Source organism: Sphingosinicella sp., assembly GCF_041916975.1.
Lineage (GTDB): Bacteria > Pseudomonadota > Alphaproteobacteria > Sphingomonadales > Sphingomonadaceae > Sphingosinicella.
This window is the reverse complement of sequence record NZ_JAYRYK010000001.1, coordinates 193,224-208,688: the sequence shown is the minus strand read 5'-3', so window position 1 is coordinate 208,688 and position 15,465 is coordinate 193,224. Positions and strand designations below refer to the sequence as shown.

Sequence of the window (15,465 nt, the reverse complement as noted above, 5' to 3'; positions counted from 1 at the left end):
AGGCGATTGCAGAGCCGTGCACGATGCCGCCCTGGTGCTGCGTACGCGTCCATTTCGATCCCGGGGAACCCGCAATGACCAGTCCCGCACGGCTTTCGCACATCGTCTACCAGACCCGCCGCTATCAGGAGATGATCGACTGGTACGTGCATGTCTTCGAGGCGGAAGTCCTCCACCGGAATCCGGCGCTCGCCTTCCTCACCTTCGATGAGGAAAATCACCGCTTTGCCATCGCCGATCTCAACGTGCTGAAGCCCGGCGGCGACGGTGGGCGCGGCGATATCGGCGTCAATCACGTCGCGTTCACCTATGCCGGTGTCGGCGACCTGCTTGAAACATACGCCCGGCTGAAAGCGGCGGGCATCCGCCCTTATTGGCCGATCCATCACGGCATCACGCTTTCGCTCTATTATCAGGATCCGGACGAAAACCGCGTAGAGCTGCAGGTCGATGCGCTCAGCCCCGATGCGGCGCGGGACTTCCTCGGCGGGCCGGTTTTCGCGGCTAATCCGGTCGGAGTGCCCATAGATCCGGATGCACTGCTCGCCGCATACCGGGCGGGCGCGGACGAAGCGACGCTGCTCGGCCTTCCCCCTGGTGCACCAAGCCCCATTCCGGAAGCTCATGGCCTGACTGCCTGATGCGTGGCGCTGGCGAAGCCTTCGGACGCGGGCTATAGCTGCGTCAAGACTCGTGCGGGCCCGACGGTTTCCGCAAAAGCTGATCAGAAGGAGTGAATTCAAGCGATGCGTCTTGCCGCGCCGATCTCGGCCCTTATGCTGGCTTTCGCCGTCCCCGCCGCCGCCAACTACCAGAGCCTCGCGCCCTTCGCGTACCTGAAGGACATGAGCACCGGCGCCGTACTCTTTTCACAGGCCGCCGATCAGCAGATGCCGCCGGCCTCGATGGCGAAGATGATGACGACGCACGTCGCCTTCGATCTCGTGAAGCAGGGCAAGCTGAAGCTTGATCAGAAATTCCGTGTGCGCGCGGAAACGTGGGAAAAGTGGCACGGACCCAAGGCGGGCTCCACGATGTTCCTTTCGGTCGATCAGGAGGTCTCTGTCGAGGACCTGCTGCACGGGATCGTCACGCTTTCGGGCAATGACGCCTGCGTCGTGCTCGCCGAGGGGATTTCGGGCACCGAGGAAGCCTTCGCCGATCTGATGAATGCCGAAGCGAAGAAGCTCGGCCTCAAGGGCTCGCACTTCACCAATTCGAACGGCTGGCCAGATGATCGACAGGTGGTGACGCCGCACGACCTCGCGATCATCGCCGAGCGGACGATCAAGGACTACCCGGAACTCTACAAGCAGTTCTACGCGGTCGACAGCTTCACCTGGGGCCAGACGATGGGCGGCGCGCCGATCACGCAGCCGAACCGCAACCCCATCCTCGGCAAGGTGCGCGGTGCGGACGGCCTCAAGACCGGCCACACCGAAGCGGCGGGCTACGGCTTCACCGGCTCGGCCGAGCAGGACGGGCGCCGCCTCGTCATGGTCGTCTCGGGGCTCACCTCCTGGGACGAGCGCGTCAAGGAATCGATCCGCCTGATGGAATGGGGCTTCGGCGCGTGGGACGCGAAGCCGATCCTTGCGAATGGCAAAGTGGCGCTGCGCGCGCCCGTGTTCCTCGGCGACGCACCCGATGTCGGGATCACCGCCGCGCCGGGCACGAAGGTTTCAGTGCCCAAGGCCATTGTTTCCGGTGTAGGCGCGAAGATCGTCTACGACGGGCCGATTTCCGCGCCGATCGCCAAGGGCCAGAAAATCGCCGAACTCGTGCTCAATGTCCCCGGCCTTGCCGAACAGCGCGTGCCTCTCGTTGCCGCTGAAGCCGTGGAGAAGGCGGGGCCGTTCGGGCGCATGATGGCGGCGTTCAGGCACGTGTTCGGCGGCTGAGGCCGCGTGGGCGGACGCTTCATCAGCTTCGAAGGCGGGGAGGGGAGCGGCAAGAGCACCCAGCTCCGCCGCCTCGCTGCGCGTCTCTCCGCGCAGGATGTCACTGTCATCACCACACGCGAGCCCGGCGGCACGCCCGGCGCGGAGGATATTCGCAGCCTGCTCGTCGAGGGCGAGCCGGGGCGCTGGGACGGGCGCGTCGAGGCGCTGCTGGTGAATGCCGCCCGCGCCGATCATGTCGCGCGGCTCATCCGTCCCTCGATTGCGGAGGGCAAGTGGGTGCTCTGCGACCGCTATGTCCATTCAACGCTCGCTTACCAGGGCGCGGCGCGCGGTCTCGATGAAGCCGAACTGGGGCGCCTCCATGCGTTCGCCACCGGCGACCTCTGGCCCGATCTCACCGTCGTGCTCGATGTCGACCCCGCACTCGGCCTTGCCCGCGCCGCCGGGCGGGCAGGGGGCGAGGCGCGTTTCGAAGGAGAACCACCCGCTTTCCACAAGGCCGTGCGCGAGCGGTTTCTGAACTTTCCCGATGTGGCCGTAATCCCGAGCGATGCGCCCGTCGATGACGTCACCGATCGCGTCTGGACGGTTGTCGCGGAGCGCTTCGGCCTGTGAGCGGCATCGTCGGGCATCAGGCGCAGCAGGAGATGTTCCGCGCCGCGTGGGATCAGGGCAAGGTTCATCACGCGTGGCTGCTCACCGGCCCGCCCGGCATCGGCAAGGCGAGCGTGGCGCAGGCGCTCGCCCGCTTCGTCCTCACCGATGGCAAGGGGCCGCCGCACCCCGCGCTCGCGCTGATCGAAGCGGGTAGTCATCCCGATCTTCGCATTCTCCAGCGTGGCCTCAACGATCGCGGCGCACTTCGTGCCGAGATCGTCGTAGAGCAGATCCGCGATCTGCAGTCGCTGTTCCAGTCCAAGCCCGGCCTTGGCGGCTGGCGGGTCGTTGTTGTCGACGCTGCTGACGAGATGAATCGCAGTGCTGCCAATGCCTTCCTCAAGAATCTTGAGGAGCCGCCGGAAAAGACATTGTTCCTTCTTGTCAGCCACAGCCCGGTGCGGTTGTTGCCGACGATCCGCTCGCGCTGCCGCACGCTCCGCTTCCAGCCGCTCGCCGACACCGATGTGCGCGCGGTGCTGACGCGCGAACTTGCAGACAGCAGCGCGGCGGAGGTCGAAGCGCTGGTGCCGCTTGCTGAAGGCTCGCCGGGCCGCGCGCTGCGCTTCGCCGGGCTCGATGTCGGCAAGCTGACCGAGGCGCTTGTCGGGCTCGCCAAAGGGGAGGGCGATGCGATGGCGCTGGCGAAATCGCTCGCCGGAAAGACCGCGCAGGCGCGCTTCGAGGCGTTCGTGGAGCTGGTTCCCGCCTTCATCGCCGGCGCGGCGCGCGGGCGCACGGGCGCATCGCTTGCACGCGCGCTCCAGCTGTGGGAGAAGGCCCACGCCCTCGCCGCCGAGGCCGTGCCGCTTGCCTACGATCCGCAAGTTGTCGCGTTCGAACTGGCGGGATACGTGGGCGAACTCGATAACCCCCGGTAGCAAAGCAAGCGCCCCCGCATGAGTGCCAAGCGGAAATTCTACATCACGACCGCCATCTCGTACCCGAACGGCCGCCCGCACATGGGCCACGCCTACGAGGACATCGCGACGGACGTTATCGCGCGTTATCACCGGCTCGCCGGTGACGACGTGTTCTTCATGACCGGCACCGACGAGCATGGGCTGAAGATCGCGCAGGCCGCGCGCAACAATGATACCGATCCGCGGACGTTCGTTGATGGAATGGTCCAGCATTTCAAGGAGATGTGCGCGCATCTCAATATCAGCCATGATCGCTTCATCCGCACCACGGAGCCCGCGCATTATGCGTGCGTGCAGGAGCTCTGGCGCCGCATGGAAGCGAACGGCGATATTTATCTCGGTCGCTACGAAGGCTGGTACTCGGTTCGCGACGAGGCCTATTACGACGAGAGCGAACTGGTGCCGGGCGAGGGCGGCGAAAAACTGTCACCCACGGGCACGCCCGTCGAGTGGACGGTTGAGGAAAGCTATTTCTTCCGTCTCTCGAAGTACCAACAGCCCCTGCTCGACCTCTACGAACAGAACCCGGATTTCATCCAGCCCGCCACGCGCCGCAACGAGATGCTGCAGTTCGTGCGCGGCGGCCTCAGCGATCTTTCGGTCTCACGCACCAGTTTCGATTGGGGCATCCCGGTGCCGGATGCGCCCGGCCACGTCATGTACGTGTGGCTCGATGCGCTCAGCAATTACCTCACCGGTGCTGGCTATCCCGATGCATCCTATACGAAATGGTGGCCTGCCGACGTCCACGTGATCGGCAAGGACGTCGTGCGTTTCCACTCCGTCTACTGGCCCGCTTTCCTCATGTCCGCCGGCATCGAACTGCCGCGCATGGTGTTCGGCCATGGCTTCGTGCTCAACAAGGGCGAGAAGATGTCGAAGTCGCTCGGCAACGTCGTCGAGCCGCTGGCGATGGCGGAAGAGTACGGCGTCGATCAGCTTCGCTACTTCCTGATCCGCGACGTGCCGTTCGGGCAGGACGGCAGCTACAGCCACGAGGCGATCGTCACGCGCACGAATGCCGACCTCGCGAACAGCTTCGGCAATCTCGCGCAGCGCACTTTGTCTCAGATTTTCAAGAATCTGGATGGAGTTCTTCCCGCGTCGCTCGATCAGAACGAGGCGGATAGCGCATTGCTCGCTGCCGTCGATACGGGCTGCAAGGGGCTTGCCACCGCGTTCGAGGCGTTCGACCTGTCGCGCGGTGTCGAAACCTGGCTGCACGCCGTGTTCGCCTGCAACGCCTATATCGACGCGCAGGAACCGTGGAAGCTCAAGAAGACGGATCTTGAGCGCATGAAGGTCGTGCTCGGCACGCTGTTCGGCGCGATCCACGATCTCGCCGTCGCGATCTCGCCGGTGATTCCGGCGTCTGCAGCGAAATTGCTCGACCAGATGGGCATCCCCGAAGCCGATAGGGATTTCGCGAGCTTCGGTGGCGACTGGTATGCGCGTCTCGCCGCGTCCGGTTTCCGCCTTGAGGCGCCCCAGGGTGTTTTCCCGCGTTATGTCGATGCGGAACCCGATGCCGGTTGATAGCCACTGCCACCTGAACTACCCCGGCCTCGTCGAGGATCAGGCCGGGGTCATTGCGCGTGCCCGGGAAGCCGGTGTCTCGGCGATGCTCGCTATCTCCACGCGCAGCAGCGAGTGGAATGACGTCATCCGTATCGCCGAAGGCACGAGCGATATCTGGGCAAGCGTCGGCGTTCACCCGCACGAGGCGGACAACGAGGATATCGAGAAGACTCGCCTCGTCGCGGCAACGCACCACCCGCGCGTCGTCGGCATCGGCGAGACCGGCCTCGACTATTATTACGACAAGAGCGACCGCGACCGTCAGCGCGAGAGCTTCCGCCGCCACATCGCCGCCGCGCGCGAAACAGGCCTGCCGGTGATCGTCCACACGCGCGACGCGGAAGCGGACACGCTGGAAATTATGGAGAGTGAGCTGGGGAAGGGGGCTTACAGCGCTGTCATCCACTGCTTCACCGCCAGCGCAGCCTTCGGCCGCAAGATGCTCGACCTCGGCTTCTACATTTCGATCTCCGGCATCGTGACGTTCAAGAATGCCGCCGATCTTGCTGAATTTGCAGCAGAAATTCCCGAAGACCGGCTGCTCGTGGAAACCGATGCCCCGTTCCTCGCACCCGTACCGAAGCGCGGCAAGACCTGCGAGCCGGCGTTTGTCACGCACACCGCCGCTTTCCTCGCCGAGAAGCGCGGCGTCCGCTACGAAGACCTGGACCGCACGACGAGCGCGAACTTCTACCGCCTGTTTTCGAAAGCTGCAGCGTGAAAGTCACCGTCCTTGGCTGCGGCACGTCGAGCGGCGTGCCGCGTATCGGCAACGACTGGGGCACCTGTGACCCTCGCGAGCCGAAGAACCGCCGCCGCCGCGTCTCCGTGATGGTCGAGGCCGAGGGCCACGTGATCATCATGGACACGAGCCCCGACCTTCGTGAGCAGCTTCTGAGCGCCAACGTCGCGCGCATTGATGCCGTACTCTACACGCACGATCACGCCGATCATGCCCATGGAATCGATGACTTGCGGCAGGTTTTTCACATGATGCGCAAGCCCGTCGATTGCTATGCGACGGCGGATACGTTGCGCGTCCTCAAGTCGCGCTTCGACTACATATTCGCCGGCGGCCTCGGCTACCCGCCGAGCTGCGTGGCGCACGAACTTGCCGCGAAGTTCACCATCGGCCCAATGACGGTGACGCCGTTCGAGCAGGTGCACGGTCCGATCCGTTCCACGGGCTTCCGCGTCGATCACGCCGGCCACTCGATGGCCTATTCGACCGACATCAGCGACCTCACGCTCTCCGCCGACAATGCCATCAAGGGCGTCGATCTCTGGATCGTCGATGCGCTCCGCCGCAAGCCGCACCCCACGCACAGCCATCTCGACCGCACATTGTCGTGGATCTCCCGCCTGCGCCCACGCCGCGCGATCCTCACGCATATGGACAACACGATGGATTATGCGAGCCTTGCCAAGGCTTTGCCGCCCGGTGTTGAACCCGGATACGATATGCTGACGGTGGAGCTTTAGCCGCATGTTCGAAGGGCTGAGCACGGGCGAAAAGGGCGCGCTCATCAGCTCGGTGGGCTTTGCCATCCTGATCCTGATGAGTCTGATCCCGCGTCTCCGCGAAATCGGCGCGGCGAAAACGGTGAAAATGGCGCTGTCTTGGGTGCTGATCTTCGGGGGCCTCATTTTCCTCCTCACGCAGTGGCCCGCGATCCGCGGCGCGCTCGACCCAGCGTCGCCGCGCACGCAGGGTGAGGAGATGCTGCTTACCGCGCGCGAAGACGGGCACTTCTACGTGCGCGGCACGATCAACGGCGAGAGCGTGCTCTTCATGGTCGATACCGGCGCCACCGACATCGTGATCACCATGGAAACCGCCGCGCGCGTCGGTTTCAGCCCCGATACGCTCCGCTTCGACGGCATGGCCGATACGGCGAACGGCAGCGTCCGCACCGCCAGTGTCCGGCTGGGAGAACTCACGATCGGTGACGTCACGCTCACCGACATGCCCGCCAGCGTCAATGAAGGCGCGCTCGGCACGAACCTCCTCGGGATGCGCTTCCTGCGCACGCTCAAGAGCTGGCGTGTCGAGGGCGACACGCTGATCCTGCGGCCCTGAGGCACACCTTTACGTTCTGCGCCTGCGCCGCCTGCGGCCCCTCAGCCGCGCCATACCCTCCCGCCACCGCATCCGCAGGCCGCGTTTGTGCAGCGGCTCGAAAAAGCCCTCCGCCTTCTCGGGATCGAGCAGTTCGTTATCGGCAATGAACTGATCGAGCGGCCCCGGCTTTTCGAGGTCGAGCAGATCGAGCGTCTTGCCCGGCCCGCGCAGCGCTTCGATCGTGCCCACGAGCGATCCCGTTTCCGCGAACCGCGTCGCGAACACCTCCGGCGTCACGTCCAGATGCTCGGCGAGCAGCCGTGTGCGCAGCGCTGCGATCGCGGGCGGCGTGGCAGCGTTGGCGGGGAGGGCGGTATCGATGATGACGTCACACTCGCTGTCGAGCCCCATCGAGCGGTTGTTGAGGTTCGCAGAGCCGATCTTGAGCAGCCGGTCGTCGACGATCGCGACCTTGGCGTGCACATAGATGTCCGCGCCGCCGCGTGTGATGGGCACGTAGATGCGGAAACGGTCCCGCCGGTCCACCTTGCCGATGGCGCGTGCGAGCTGCACGCGCGCGCCGTCCATGGCTTTCTGTTCCAGCCAGCCATCGGCGCTGCGCGGCATCACCACCACGATTTCGGGCGCATCGGCCTCTTTCATGCGGGCCGCGATGGCGGCGGCGATCCTGCCGGAGGTGAGATACTGGTTCTCGATATAGATGAAGCGCTTCGCCGCCGCGATCATATCGAGCCACAGCGCCTCGATCTCGCGGATTTCGTCGCAGTCGCGCCAGGCGGAGCGCGTGCGTGCGATCGCGATGTCCACATCGCGGAAATCGACAGGCGCATCCTTCGGCCAGTGGTCGTGGTCATCCTCCACCGGCGGCAGTTCATGACGTGTCGCGTGCTGCCAGCGATCCCGGCCGAGGTCGGCGAGCGCGCGCGCCGCAGCGCCGTCCAGCATCATGGTGACGTCATGCCACGGGCCGTAAGGCTTGCCGTCCGGCAGTTTCCGCCGCGCATCGTCGTCCGTATGGGCATTGGTGTCCCAGCGCGCGCACGAGATGTCGATGCCGCCGCACACGGCGAAGCGCTCGTCGATCACCACGATCTTCTGGTGGTGGCTGCACCCGATGGGATGGAAGCTGTCGAAGCGAAAGTCGATGGCGCGGGTGAGCTGCCAGCGCAGCAGCATCCACGCCGCGCGCGGCCGAAGGAACTGCTTCAGCGCGCCGAAGCTCCATTTCAGGATGTCGATCTGCCGCGCCGGATTTTCGCGTGCCAGCCGTAGGAAGAAATGCCCCAGGCTCTCGCCCTGGCCGTTCTCGTCGGGCTCCAGCGTGATGCGCGTATCGAAATCCCAGCCGATGATCAGGATGCGCCGCCGCGCGGCGATCATCGCTTCGCGCACGAAATGGTAGTAGTCGGCTGCGTCCACGACCGCCGCGGCACGCGCAGCGCGTTCGATGCGCCAGCAATTGCGCCCTGCCGCGACGACAGGGGCGAGGGAAGGGTCACCACCCTGCTCTTCGTTTACCATTTGTTCTCCGGCTGTGTTCCGGTTGCCCCATATCGTCGTGGAACCCCAGCGTTAACGCAAAACCGGGCATTCGGCTCCCGCGTTCGGTGCAAGAAACACGTGACCTTGATCTGGATCAAGGAAAGCTCGCCAGAGACCCGGTTCATCGATCAAATGAGCGATTCCGATGTCAGCGCAACACCATACGACAGCCTTGGCGGAGAAACCGCTGTCAGGCGCTTCGTCGATCGTTTCTACGATCTCATGGAGAGCGAGGCCGAGTATGCCGCGCTGCGTGCGATGCACGCGCCGGATCTGGCACCGATGCGGCGTTCACTCGCAGGGTTCCTCACGGGCTGGCTCGGCGGACCGCGCCATTGGTTCGAAGAGAACGTCGGCACCTGTGTAATGTCGGCGCACGGCGCGCTGCCGATCAGCGCGGAGACGTCGCGGCAATGGACGGACGCGATGGCGCGCGCGCTTTCCGAGAGCGGCGTCGAGGCAGACCTTGCGGACCGCATGAACGACGCCTTCGGGAAAATGGCCGGGGGAATGGCCCGAATGGCGGCAAATCGCGATCATTAATTTAACATAATATATATTATCGTTGTAACGGACGGAGCGTATCTGCGGTCTTTTCCGAATCCCCTCCTGCCGCTACGCGGACTTCCATGAGCAAGGAAACCTCCGCCCAAGCATACGCCCGTCTCGCTGACGTTATGCGCGCACTGCGCGATCCGGCAGACGGTTGTCCGTGGGACATCGAGCAGGATTTCGCGTCGATCGCGCCTTACACGATCGAGGAAGCCTACGAGGTCGCCGACGCCATCGCGCGCGGCGACATGGCCGACCTCAAGGGCGAACTTGGCGATCTCCTGCTTCAGGTCATTTACCATTCGCAGATGGCGGCCGAGGCTGGGCATTTCACGCTGGCCGACGTCACGTCGGCGATCGCCGACAAGATGGTCCGCCGCCATCCGCACGTCTTCGGGAACGCCAGCGTTGCGGACGCAAATGCCCAGACGGCAGCATGGGAAGACCAGAAGGCCAGCGAGCGCGGCGATCAGGGCACGCTCGCAGGTGTCGCGCTCGGCCTTCCCGCGCTGATGCGCGCGCAGAAGCTGCAGCGCCGCGCTGCGCGTGTCGGCTTCGATTGGCCTGACGCGTCAGGTCCGCGCGCGAAGATCGACGAGGAGCTTGCCGAGGTCGAGACGGCGGACGATGCGTCGCGCGCCGGCGAAGTCGGTGATCTACTGTTCGCTGTCGTCAACTACGCCCGTCACCTCGGCATCGACGCGGAAGAAGCGCTGCGTGCGGCGAACGCCAAGTTCGAACGTCGCTTCAACGCTGTAGAAGCGATTGCCGACAAGTCCTTGTCCAATATGAATATCGATGCCCTCGAAGCCCTATGGCAGCAGGTGAAGGCTTCGGAACGCTAGGGGCTGGGGCGGAGCGTTAGGGCAGCGCCAAAAAACGCGCCCTATCCTCGTCGCTGATCCGCACCTGCAGTTCCACGGTCTCGCCCTTCCCGCGCCGTTTCAGCACCAGGCCATTGTTTTCCAGCCACGCGAGCCGCTTGCCGTCACCCGCGCCAACGACGAAGCTATGAACGCGTGCGTCGCGCAGCAGCGTGTCGGAAATGAGCTTGCGGAGGTCGTCCACCCCTTCCCCGCTCACCGCCGAGAGAAGCACGCTGTTCGGCGCGGTTGCCTGTTCGAGCGCGGCCTTGCGGCTTTCCGCATCCAGAAGATCGGCCTTGTTGAGCGCTTCGATGATCGGCCGGCCACCCTCTGGATCGACACCGAGTTCGGCGAGCACGTCGATGACGTCACGCTTCTGCGCTTCGGTTTCCGGGTGCGCGATGTCGCGAACGTGAACGATGATGTCGGCGTCGAGCACCTCTTCCAGCGTGGCGCGGAACGCCGCGACGAGCATCGTCGGCAGTTCGGAGACGAAGCCGACGGTATCGGAGAGGATCGCCTTGTCGATGCCGGGCAGCGCGATCGCGCGCATCGTGGGGTCGAGCGTTGCGAACAGCAGGTCTTTCGCCATCACCGAAGCGCCGGTCAAGCGATTGAAAAGCGTCGACTTTCCGGCGTTCGTGTAGCCGACGAGCGCGATCACCGGATAGGGTGCCTTCTTGCGCTGGCGGCGCTGCAGCCCGCGCGTGCGGCTCACCTCGCCGAGATCCTTGCGCAGCCGCGCCATGCGCTCGCGGATCAGGCGGCGGTCGGTCTCGATCTGCGTCTCGCCGGGACCGCCGAGGAAGCCGAAGCCGCCGCGCTGGCGTTCGAGGTGCGTCCACGAGCGTACGAGGCGGCTTGCCTGGTAGCCGAGGTGGGCAAGCTCCACCTGAAGGCGGCCCTCGCGGGTCGCTGCCCGTTCCCCGAAGATCTCGAGGATAAGGCCGGTACGGTCGATGACTTTTGTGCCGGTGCCGGTTTCGAGGTTGCGCTGCTGGAGCGGCGACAGCGCGCCGTCCACCACGGTCAGTTCCGCGCCGGTTTCCTTGGCAAGTTCGGCAATAGCTTCCACCTGCCCCGCGCCGATCAGCGTTGCCGGGCGTGGGTCGCGGACACGCAGGATGCGCGTCGCGACCACATCGAGCGTGATCGCGCCGGCAAGACTCTTCGCTTCCTGAAGCCGCGCTTCGGCATCGCGTCGTACGGCGGTGTCGCGGCGCACGATATCGGGCACGATGACGAGCGCCTTCGTGCCCACGCTGACGCCGCGCACGTCGTCGTGGGCTCCGAAGCTGTGGAACTGCTTACGCCGTCTGCCCCCGGATTGCGGCGGCGTACCGGCGTCAGGGTCGGTCAATCGTCGTCGCCGTCTTTCTCGGGCTCAAACAATTGAACGGGGCTTGCCGGCATGATCGTGGAAATCGCGTGCTTGTAAACAAGCTGCGAATGACCGTCACGACGAAGCAGAACCGAAAAATTATCGAACCAGGTGATGACACCCTGCAGTTTTACGCCGTTTACGAGAAACATCGTCACCGGCGTCTTGCTCTTACGGACCGCGTTCAGGAACACGTCCTGCAAGTTATTGGCCTTGTCTGCCATGTCCCCCTAATCCTCAATTACACAGCGCCCGATTGCCGTAGGCGCGGGCACACTATTTGGGGGTCGGAGGCTTCCCGTCAAGTGTCGGAATTTACTTCGTCGTCTGCTTTTCCGGGATCGGAGAGGCCAAGCGCCTTCAGCTTCCGGTGCAGCGCCGAGCGTTCCATGCCGATAAATACCGCCGTTCTTGAGATGTTTCCCGAAAAACGACGAATCTGGACGCGCAGATACTCGCGTTCGAACGATTCGCGCGCCTCGCGCAGCGGTGTGCCCATGATCGAACGCACGGCTTCGTTCGGCATCAATTTCGCCGGTTCGGCGATGATCTCCGATGGCAGCATGTCCACCTCGATGCGCTGCGCCCGCTCGGGTGGCATCAGGATCAGCGTGCGCTCGATGATGTTCCGGAGCTGGCGGACATTGCCCGGCCAGTCGTAGGTCTGCAGCGCGGCCATCGCGTCGTCGCTGAGCCGGGGCGTCGGAATCCGGCGCTCCGCAGAGAGCTTTGCAAGGAAATACTCGGCGAGCTCGCCGATATCCTCGCGGCGCTCGGAAAGCGGCGGCAGATGCACGGGCACGACGCTGAGGCGGTAGAACAGGTCTTCGCGGAAGCGCCCCGCGGCGATTTCCCCGGCGAGATCGCGCGAGGTGCTGCTGACGACGCGCACGTCGACCTTCACGCTGCGCGCACCGCCGACGCGCTGGAACATCTGCTCTGTGAGTACGCGCAGGATGCGCGCCTGTGTGGCGAGCGGCATGTCGGCGACCTCGTCGAGGAACAAGGTGCCGCCGTGCGCCTGCTCGAAGAGGCCGATGCGCACGGGCTGGCCGTCCTCCTCGACGCCGAAGAGTTCCTCCTCGAAGCGGTCCGGGTGGAGGCGCGCGGCCGCTACGACCACGAACGGTCCATTCGCGCGCGGCGACCACTGGTGGAGCAGGCGCGCGGCGACTTCCTTGCCGGAGCCGGGAGGACCATCGATCAGCACGCGGCTGCCGGTGGCCGCGACGCGCTTCAATGTCGCCCGCACGCCGTTGATCATCGCGGACGAGCCGGTGATCTCGCCCTCGATGCCCGCGCGAGAACGAAGCTCCTCATTTTCCCGGCGCAGCCGCTCGGCCTCGGTCGCGCGCTCGACTGTGTGGATCAGCTGGTCCGCCTGAAACGGCTTCTCGATGAAATCGTAAGCCCCGCGCTTGATCGCCGCGACCGCCGTCTCGACGTTGCCGTGGCCCGAAATCATGATGACCGGAAGCCCCGGATTGCGCTGCTTCACGACCTCCAGAAGCTCGATGCCGTCAAGCTTCGATCCCTGCAGCCAGATATCGAGCACGAGCAGGCTCGGCAGGCGCTCGCTCAGCGCCGCAAGCGCGCTGTCGCTGTCGCCCGCCGTGCGCGTTTCATAGCCCTCGTCGTCGAGGACACCTGCGATCAGTTCCCGGATATCGGCTTCATCGTCGATGATCAGAATATCAAGCGCCACACATCTACCTTTGCTGAACTGCGACTTTTTCCGGAACGCCCGGCTCTTGCGTGATATGGGCCTGCAAGGCAGCCAGATCGAAACTCATCACGGCGGAGGCGCCGCCGCCTTCCACATCGCGCAGATCGAGCACGCCATCGTGCTCTTCCACGATCTTCTTGACGATCGCGAGGCCAAGGCCCGTGCCCTTCACGCGCGTCGTCACATAGGGTTCGGTCAGCCGGTCGCGCTGGTTTGCGGGCAGGCCGATGCCGTTGTCGGTCACCGTCACCACCAGCGTATCCGGTTCGGCAAAGCGGGCAGTGAGCGCGATGCGCCCCTGCACATCGCCGTCCTTGCAGCGCGCGGTGACGGATTCGGCCGCGTTCTTCAGGAGGTTCGTGAGCGCCTGCGCGATCTGGCGCCGGTCGCAGATGAACGCCGGCAGCTCCGAAGCGACATCCATCTCGTAATCGAAATCGCTGTGCGCGACCTCCTGCAGAAAGATCGCCTGCCGCGCGATGTCGAGGAACGATTCCGGCCTGAACACGGGCTTCGGCATCCGCGCGAAGGACGAGAATTCGTCCACCATCTGGCGAAGGTCGCCCACCTGCCGCACGATCGTCTCGGTGAGGCTGCGGAACGTATCCGCCCCCTCTTCGATCTTGTTGCCGTAGCGGCGTTGCAGGCGCTCGGCGGAGAGCTGGATCGGCGTCAGCGGGTTCTTGATCTCGTGCGCGATGCGCCGCGCCACGTCCGCCCACGCCGCGCGGCGCTGGTCGGCGAGTTGCTGCGTGATGTCGTCGAAGGTGATCACATAGCCCTGGCTGCCGCTTGAAACCCCACCCATGCGCACGAGCAGTGTCTGCACGTCGTTGCCGCGCGCGATACGCACCTGCCCGGATGCCTGCCCGGAGGCGCGCGTCTCTTCCAGAAGCGCCGAAAACTCGGGCACTGCCTCTTCGATGGTCATGCCACCAAGCGCCTCTTCGGTGATTTCGAGGAGGTCCGCGGCAGAATGGCTGACGAGGCGGATATGCCCCTCTTCATTGATAGAGATCACGCCTGCCGAGACGCTGGAGAGCACCGCCTCGGTAAACTGCCGTCGCGCATCGAGCTGTTCGTTCGCGGTGACAAGAGCGCTCGTCTGCGCCTGGAGCTGGCGCGTCATTCGGTTGAAGGTGCGCGCGAGCGTGCCGACCTCGTCCGGGCTGTTGCGCACGGGCACACGCGCGGCAAGGTCGCCTGCCCCCACCTTCTCGGCGGCCCGCACGAGCCTGCCTATCGGGGCCACCAGCCGGTTCGCGAGCCACAACGCCGAAAGGATCGCGGCGGCAAGGATCAGCAACGCGATCACGAACAGCGCGAGGTTGAACTGCCACTGCAGGCTCTTCGAGCGCGCGAGCAGCGCGTCATACTCGTTCATCGCGCCTTCCGCCCGCTGCGCAGACTGGAGCACGGCGGGATCGACCTTGCGGCTGACATACACGTAGCGTTCGAGCAGCGGATCGATGCGGACGATCGCCTCCACGCGGTCCGAAGCGGTCGCGAGCACGCTTGCCCGGCCCGATCGCGCCCGCGCGATGTCCGTCGGCAGGATGCGCTGCTCAAGCGGCGCGCCGCTCATGCCGACCGATGCGTAGATGTGATAATCCTCGCCGTTCAGCGTGAAGACGCTCGCCTCGGTCAGGTTGCGGGCCGCGACCTGAAACGCGAGGCCATCGGCAAAACCGGCGGAATCGACGCCGTAGCTGTTCGCATATTCGTAGACGTCGGTGCCCATCGCCTCGATGTCCGCCACGATGCGTTGGCGGTTTTCGGCGACATAGGAGTGCGCGACCTGCTCGGCGTTCTCAAGGACGGTGCGGGCGTTGTCCGAAAACCAGAACTGCGTGCCGAACTGGAAAAGCAGCGAGGCGAACACCACGACGAGCAGCGTCGGAACCGCCGCGATCGCCGAGAACAGCGCCACCATGCGCACGTGCATACGCGCGCCGGCCAGTCCGCGCCGCCGATTGACGCGCAGGATCACGAAGCGACGGCCGATCAGCACGAGCAGCGCCATCAGCGGCACGAGGTTCGCGACCAGCAGGATCGTCCGCCCCGAAGGCGTGTTCGCGGCGGTGAAGAAGGTATCGGTAAGCGCGAAATAGCTCGCACAGCCCACGGCGACCGCGATGAGCCCCAGCGCGATCTCTAGCCGCGGATAGAGTTCGACGCGCGAGACCCAGCGGCTGATGCGACGGCGCAGCCTGCGCTGCGGCGATACGGGCTTGAGGGGTGCAGTCACGGACA

14 protein-coding genes and 1 pseudogene are annotated in these 15,465 nt (G+C 65.0%); 10 read left to right on the top strand and 5 right to left on the bottom strand.

All coding sequences use genetic code 11. From position 1 onward, the window contains the following. Positions 1-74 precede the first annotated feature (74 nt). From ACE3TJ_RS01045 to ACE3TJ_RS01010, 8 genes are all read left to right on the top strand, one after another. On the top strand, positions 75-641 hold the full coding sequence (locus tag ACE3TJ_RS01045) for a VOC family protein (protein WP_374592998.1): 567 nt from the start codon (positions 75-77) through the stop codon (positions 639-641). 105 nt (positions 642-746) lie between these two features. Further along, positions 747-1,901, top strand: a complete 1,155-nt coding sequence (locus ACE3TJ_RS01040; protein ID WP_374592996.1) for a D-alanyl-D-alanine carboxypeptidase family protein — start codon at positions 747-749, stop codon at positions 1,899-1,901. Positions 1,902-1,907: 6 nt separating this feature from the next. Continuing rightward, positions 1,908-2,519: a dTMP kinase gene (tmk, locus tag ACE3TJ_RS01035; protein WP_374592994.1), complete on the top strand. Its 612-nt coding sequence runs from the start codon at positions 1,908-1,910 to the stop codon at positions 2,517-2,519. Then, positions 2,516-3,442: a DNA polymerase III subunit delta' gene (locus tag ACE3TJ_RS01030; RefSeq protein ID WP_374592992.1), complete on the top strand. Its 927-nt coding sequence runs from the start codon at positions 2,516-2,518 to the stop codon at positions 3,440-3,442. The genes tmk and ACE3TJ_RS01030 overlap by 4 nt, the downstream gene beginning before the upstream one ends. Before the next feature lie 18 nt (positions 3,443-3,460). Then, positions 3,461-5,020: a methionine--tRNA ligase gene (gene metG, locus ACE3TJ_RS01025; protein ID WP_374592990.1), complete on the top strand. Its 1,560-nt coding sequence runs from the start codon at positions 3,461-3,463 to the stop codon at positions 5,018-5,020. Continuing rightward, a complete protein-coding gene (locus ACE3TJ_RS01020) occupies positions 5,010-5,783 on the top strand; it encodes a TatD family hydrolase (protein WP_374592988.1) in 774 nt (257 codons plus the stop codon). The genes metG and ACE3TJ_RS01020 overlap by 11 nt, the downstream gene beginning before the upstream one ends. Then, a complete protein-coding gene (locus ACE3TJ_RS01015) occupies positions 5,780-6,544 on the top strand; it encodes an MBL fold metallo-hydrolase (protein WP_374592986.1) in 765 nt (254 codons plus the stop codon). The genes ACE3TJ_RS01020 and ACE3TJ_RS01015 overlap by 4 nt, the downstream gene beginning before the upstream one ends. Positions 6,545-6,548: 4 nt before the next feature. Beyond that, positions 6,549-7,142, top strand: coding sequence for a TIGR02281 family clan AA aspartic protease (locus ACE3TJ_RS01010; RefSeq protein WP_374592984.1), 594 nt, complete (start codon positions 6,549-6,551; stop codon positions 7,140-7,142). Positions 7,143-7,151: 9 nt separating this feature from the next. On the opposite strand, the gene ACE3TJ_RS01005 is transcribed toward ACE3TJ_RS01010, so the two are convergent. Continuing rightward, complete coding sequence (locus ACE3TJ_RS01005; RefSeq protein WP_374592982.1) at positions 7,152-8,666, bottom strand: phospholipase D-like domain-containing protein; 1,515 nt, start codon at positions 8,664-8,666, stop codon at positions 7,152-7,154. Between the two features lie 99 nt (positions 8,667-8,765). Between ACE3TJ_RS01005 and ACE3TJ_RS01000 the strand changes: the two genes are divergently transcribed. Together ACE3TJ_RS01000 and mazG are read left to right on the top strand one after the other, a co-directional pair. Then, the gene (locus ACE3TJ_RS01000) at positions 8,766-9,230 is read left to right on the top strand and encodes a group II truncated hemoglobin (RefSeq protein ID WP_374592980.1); all 465 of its coding nucleotides are present in this window, start codon (positions 8,766-8,768) and stop codon (positions 9,228-9,230) included. Between the two features lie 86 nt (positions 9,231-9,316). Further along, a complete protein-coding gene (gene mazG / locus ACE3TJ_RS00995) occupies positions 9,317-10,084 on the top strand; it encodes a nucleoside triphosphate pyrophosphohydrolase (RefSeq protein WP_374592978.1) in 768 nt (255 codons plus the stop codon). Positions 10,085-10,100: 16 nt separating this feature from the next. On the opposite strand, the gene hflX is transcribed toward mazG, so the two are convergent. The 4 genes and pseudogenes from hflX to ACE3TJ_RS00975 form a co-directional block, all read right to left on the bottom strand. After that, positions 10,101-11,345 (bottom strand): GTPase HflX, encoded by a 1,245-nt coding sequence (hflX, locus tag ACE3TJ_RS00990; protein ID WP_374599253.1) that lies wholly within the window; start codon positions 11,343-11,345, stop codon positions 10,101-10,103. A 125-nt stretch (positions 11,346-11,470) separates the two neighbouring features. Next, positions 11,471-11,710 (bottom strand): annotated as a pseudogene (gene hfq, locus ACE3TJ_RS00985) (RNA chaperone Hfq); the annotation flags it as partial. A gap of 77 nt (positions 11,711-11,787) precedes the next feature. Beyond that, on the bottom strand, positions 11,788-13,191 hold the full coding sequence (locus tag ACE3TJ_RS00980) for a sigma-54-dependent transcriptional regulator (protein ID WP_374592976.1): 1,404 nt from the start codon (positions 13,189-13,191) through the stop codon (positions 11,788-11,790). Between the two features lie 4 nt (positions 13,192-13,195). Next, on the bottom strand, positions 13,196-15,460 hold the full coding sequence (locus tag ACE3TJ_RS00975) for an ATP-binding protein (protein ID WP_374592974.1): 2,265 nt from the start codon (positions 15,458-15,460) through the stop codon (positions 13,196-13,198). Positions 15,461-15,465: the final 5 nt, after the last annotated feature.

What these genes read in the sequence shown, in the direction of transcription:
- ACE3TJ_RS01045 (WP_374592998.1), top strand. Translation starts at nt 75, where the DNA reads ATGACCAGTCCCGCACGGCTTTCGCACATCGTCTACCAGACCCGCCGC.
- ACE3TJ_RS01040 (WP_374592996.1), top strand. Translation starts at nt 747, where the DNA reads ATGCGTCTTGCCGCGCCGATCTCGGCCCTTATGCTGGCTTTCGCCGTC.
- ACE3TJ_RS01020 (WP_374592988.1), top strand. Translation starts at nt 5,010, where the DNA reads ATGCCGGTTGATAGCCACTGCCACCTGAACTACCCCGGCCTCGTCGAG.
- metG (WP_374592990.1), top strand. Translation starts at nt 3,461, where the DNA reads ATGAGTGCCAAGCGGAAATTCTACATCACGACCGCCATCTCGTACCCG.
- mazG (WP_374592978.1), top strand. Translation starts at nt 9,317, where the DNA reads ATGAGCAAGGAAACCTCCGCCCAAGCATACGCCCGTCTCGCTGACGTT.
- ACE3TJ_RS01005 (WP_374592982.1), bottom strand. Translation starts at nt 8,666, where the DNA reads ATGGTAAACGAAGAGCAGGGTGGTGACCCTTCCCTCGCCCCTGTCGTC.
- ACE3TJ_RS01010 (WP_374592984.1), top strand. Translation starts at nt 6,549, where the DNA reads ATGTTCGAAGGGCTGAGCACGGGCGAAAAGGGCGCGCTCATCAGCTCG.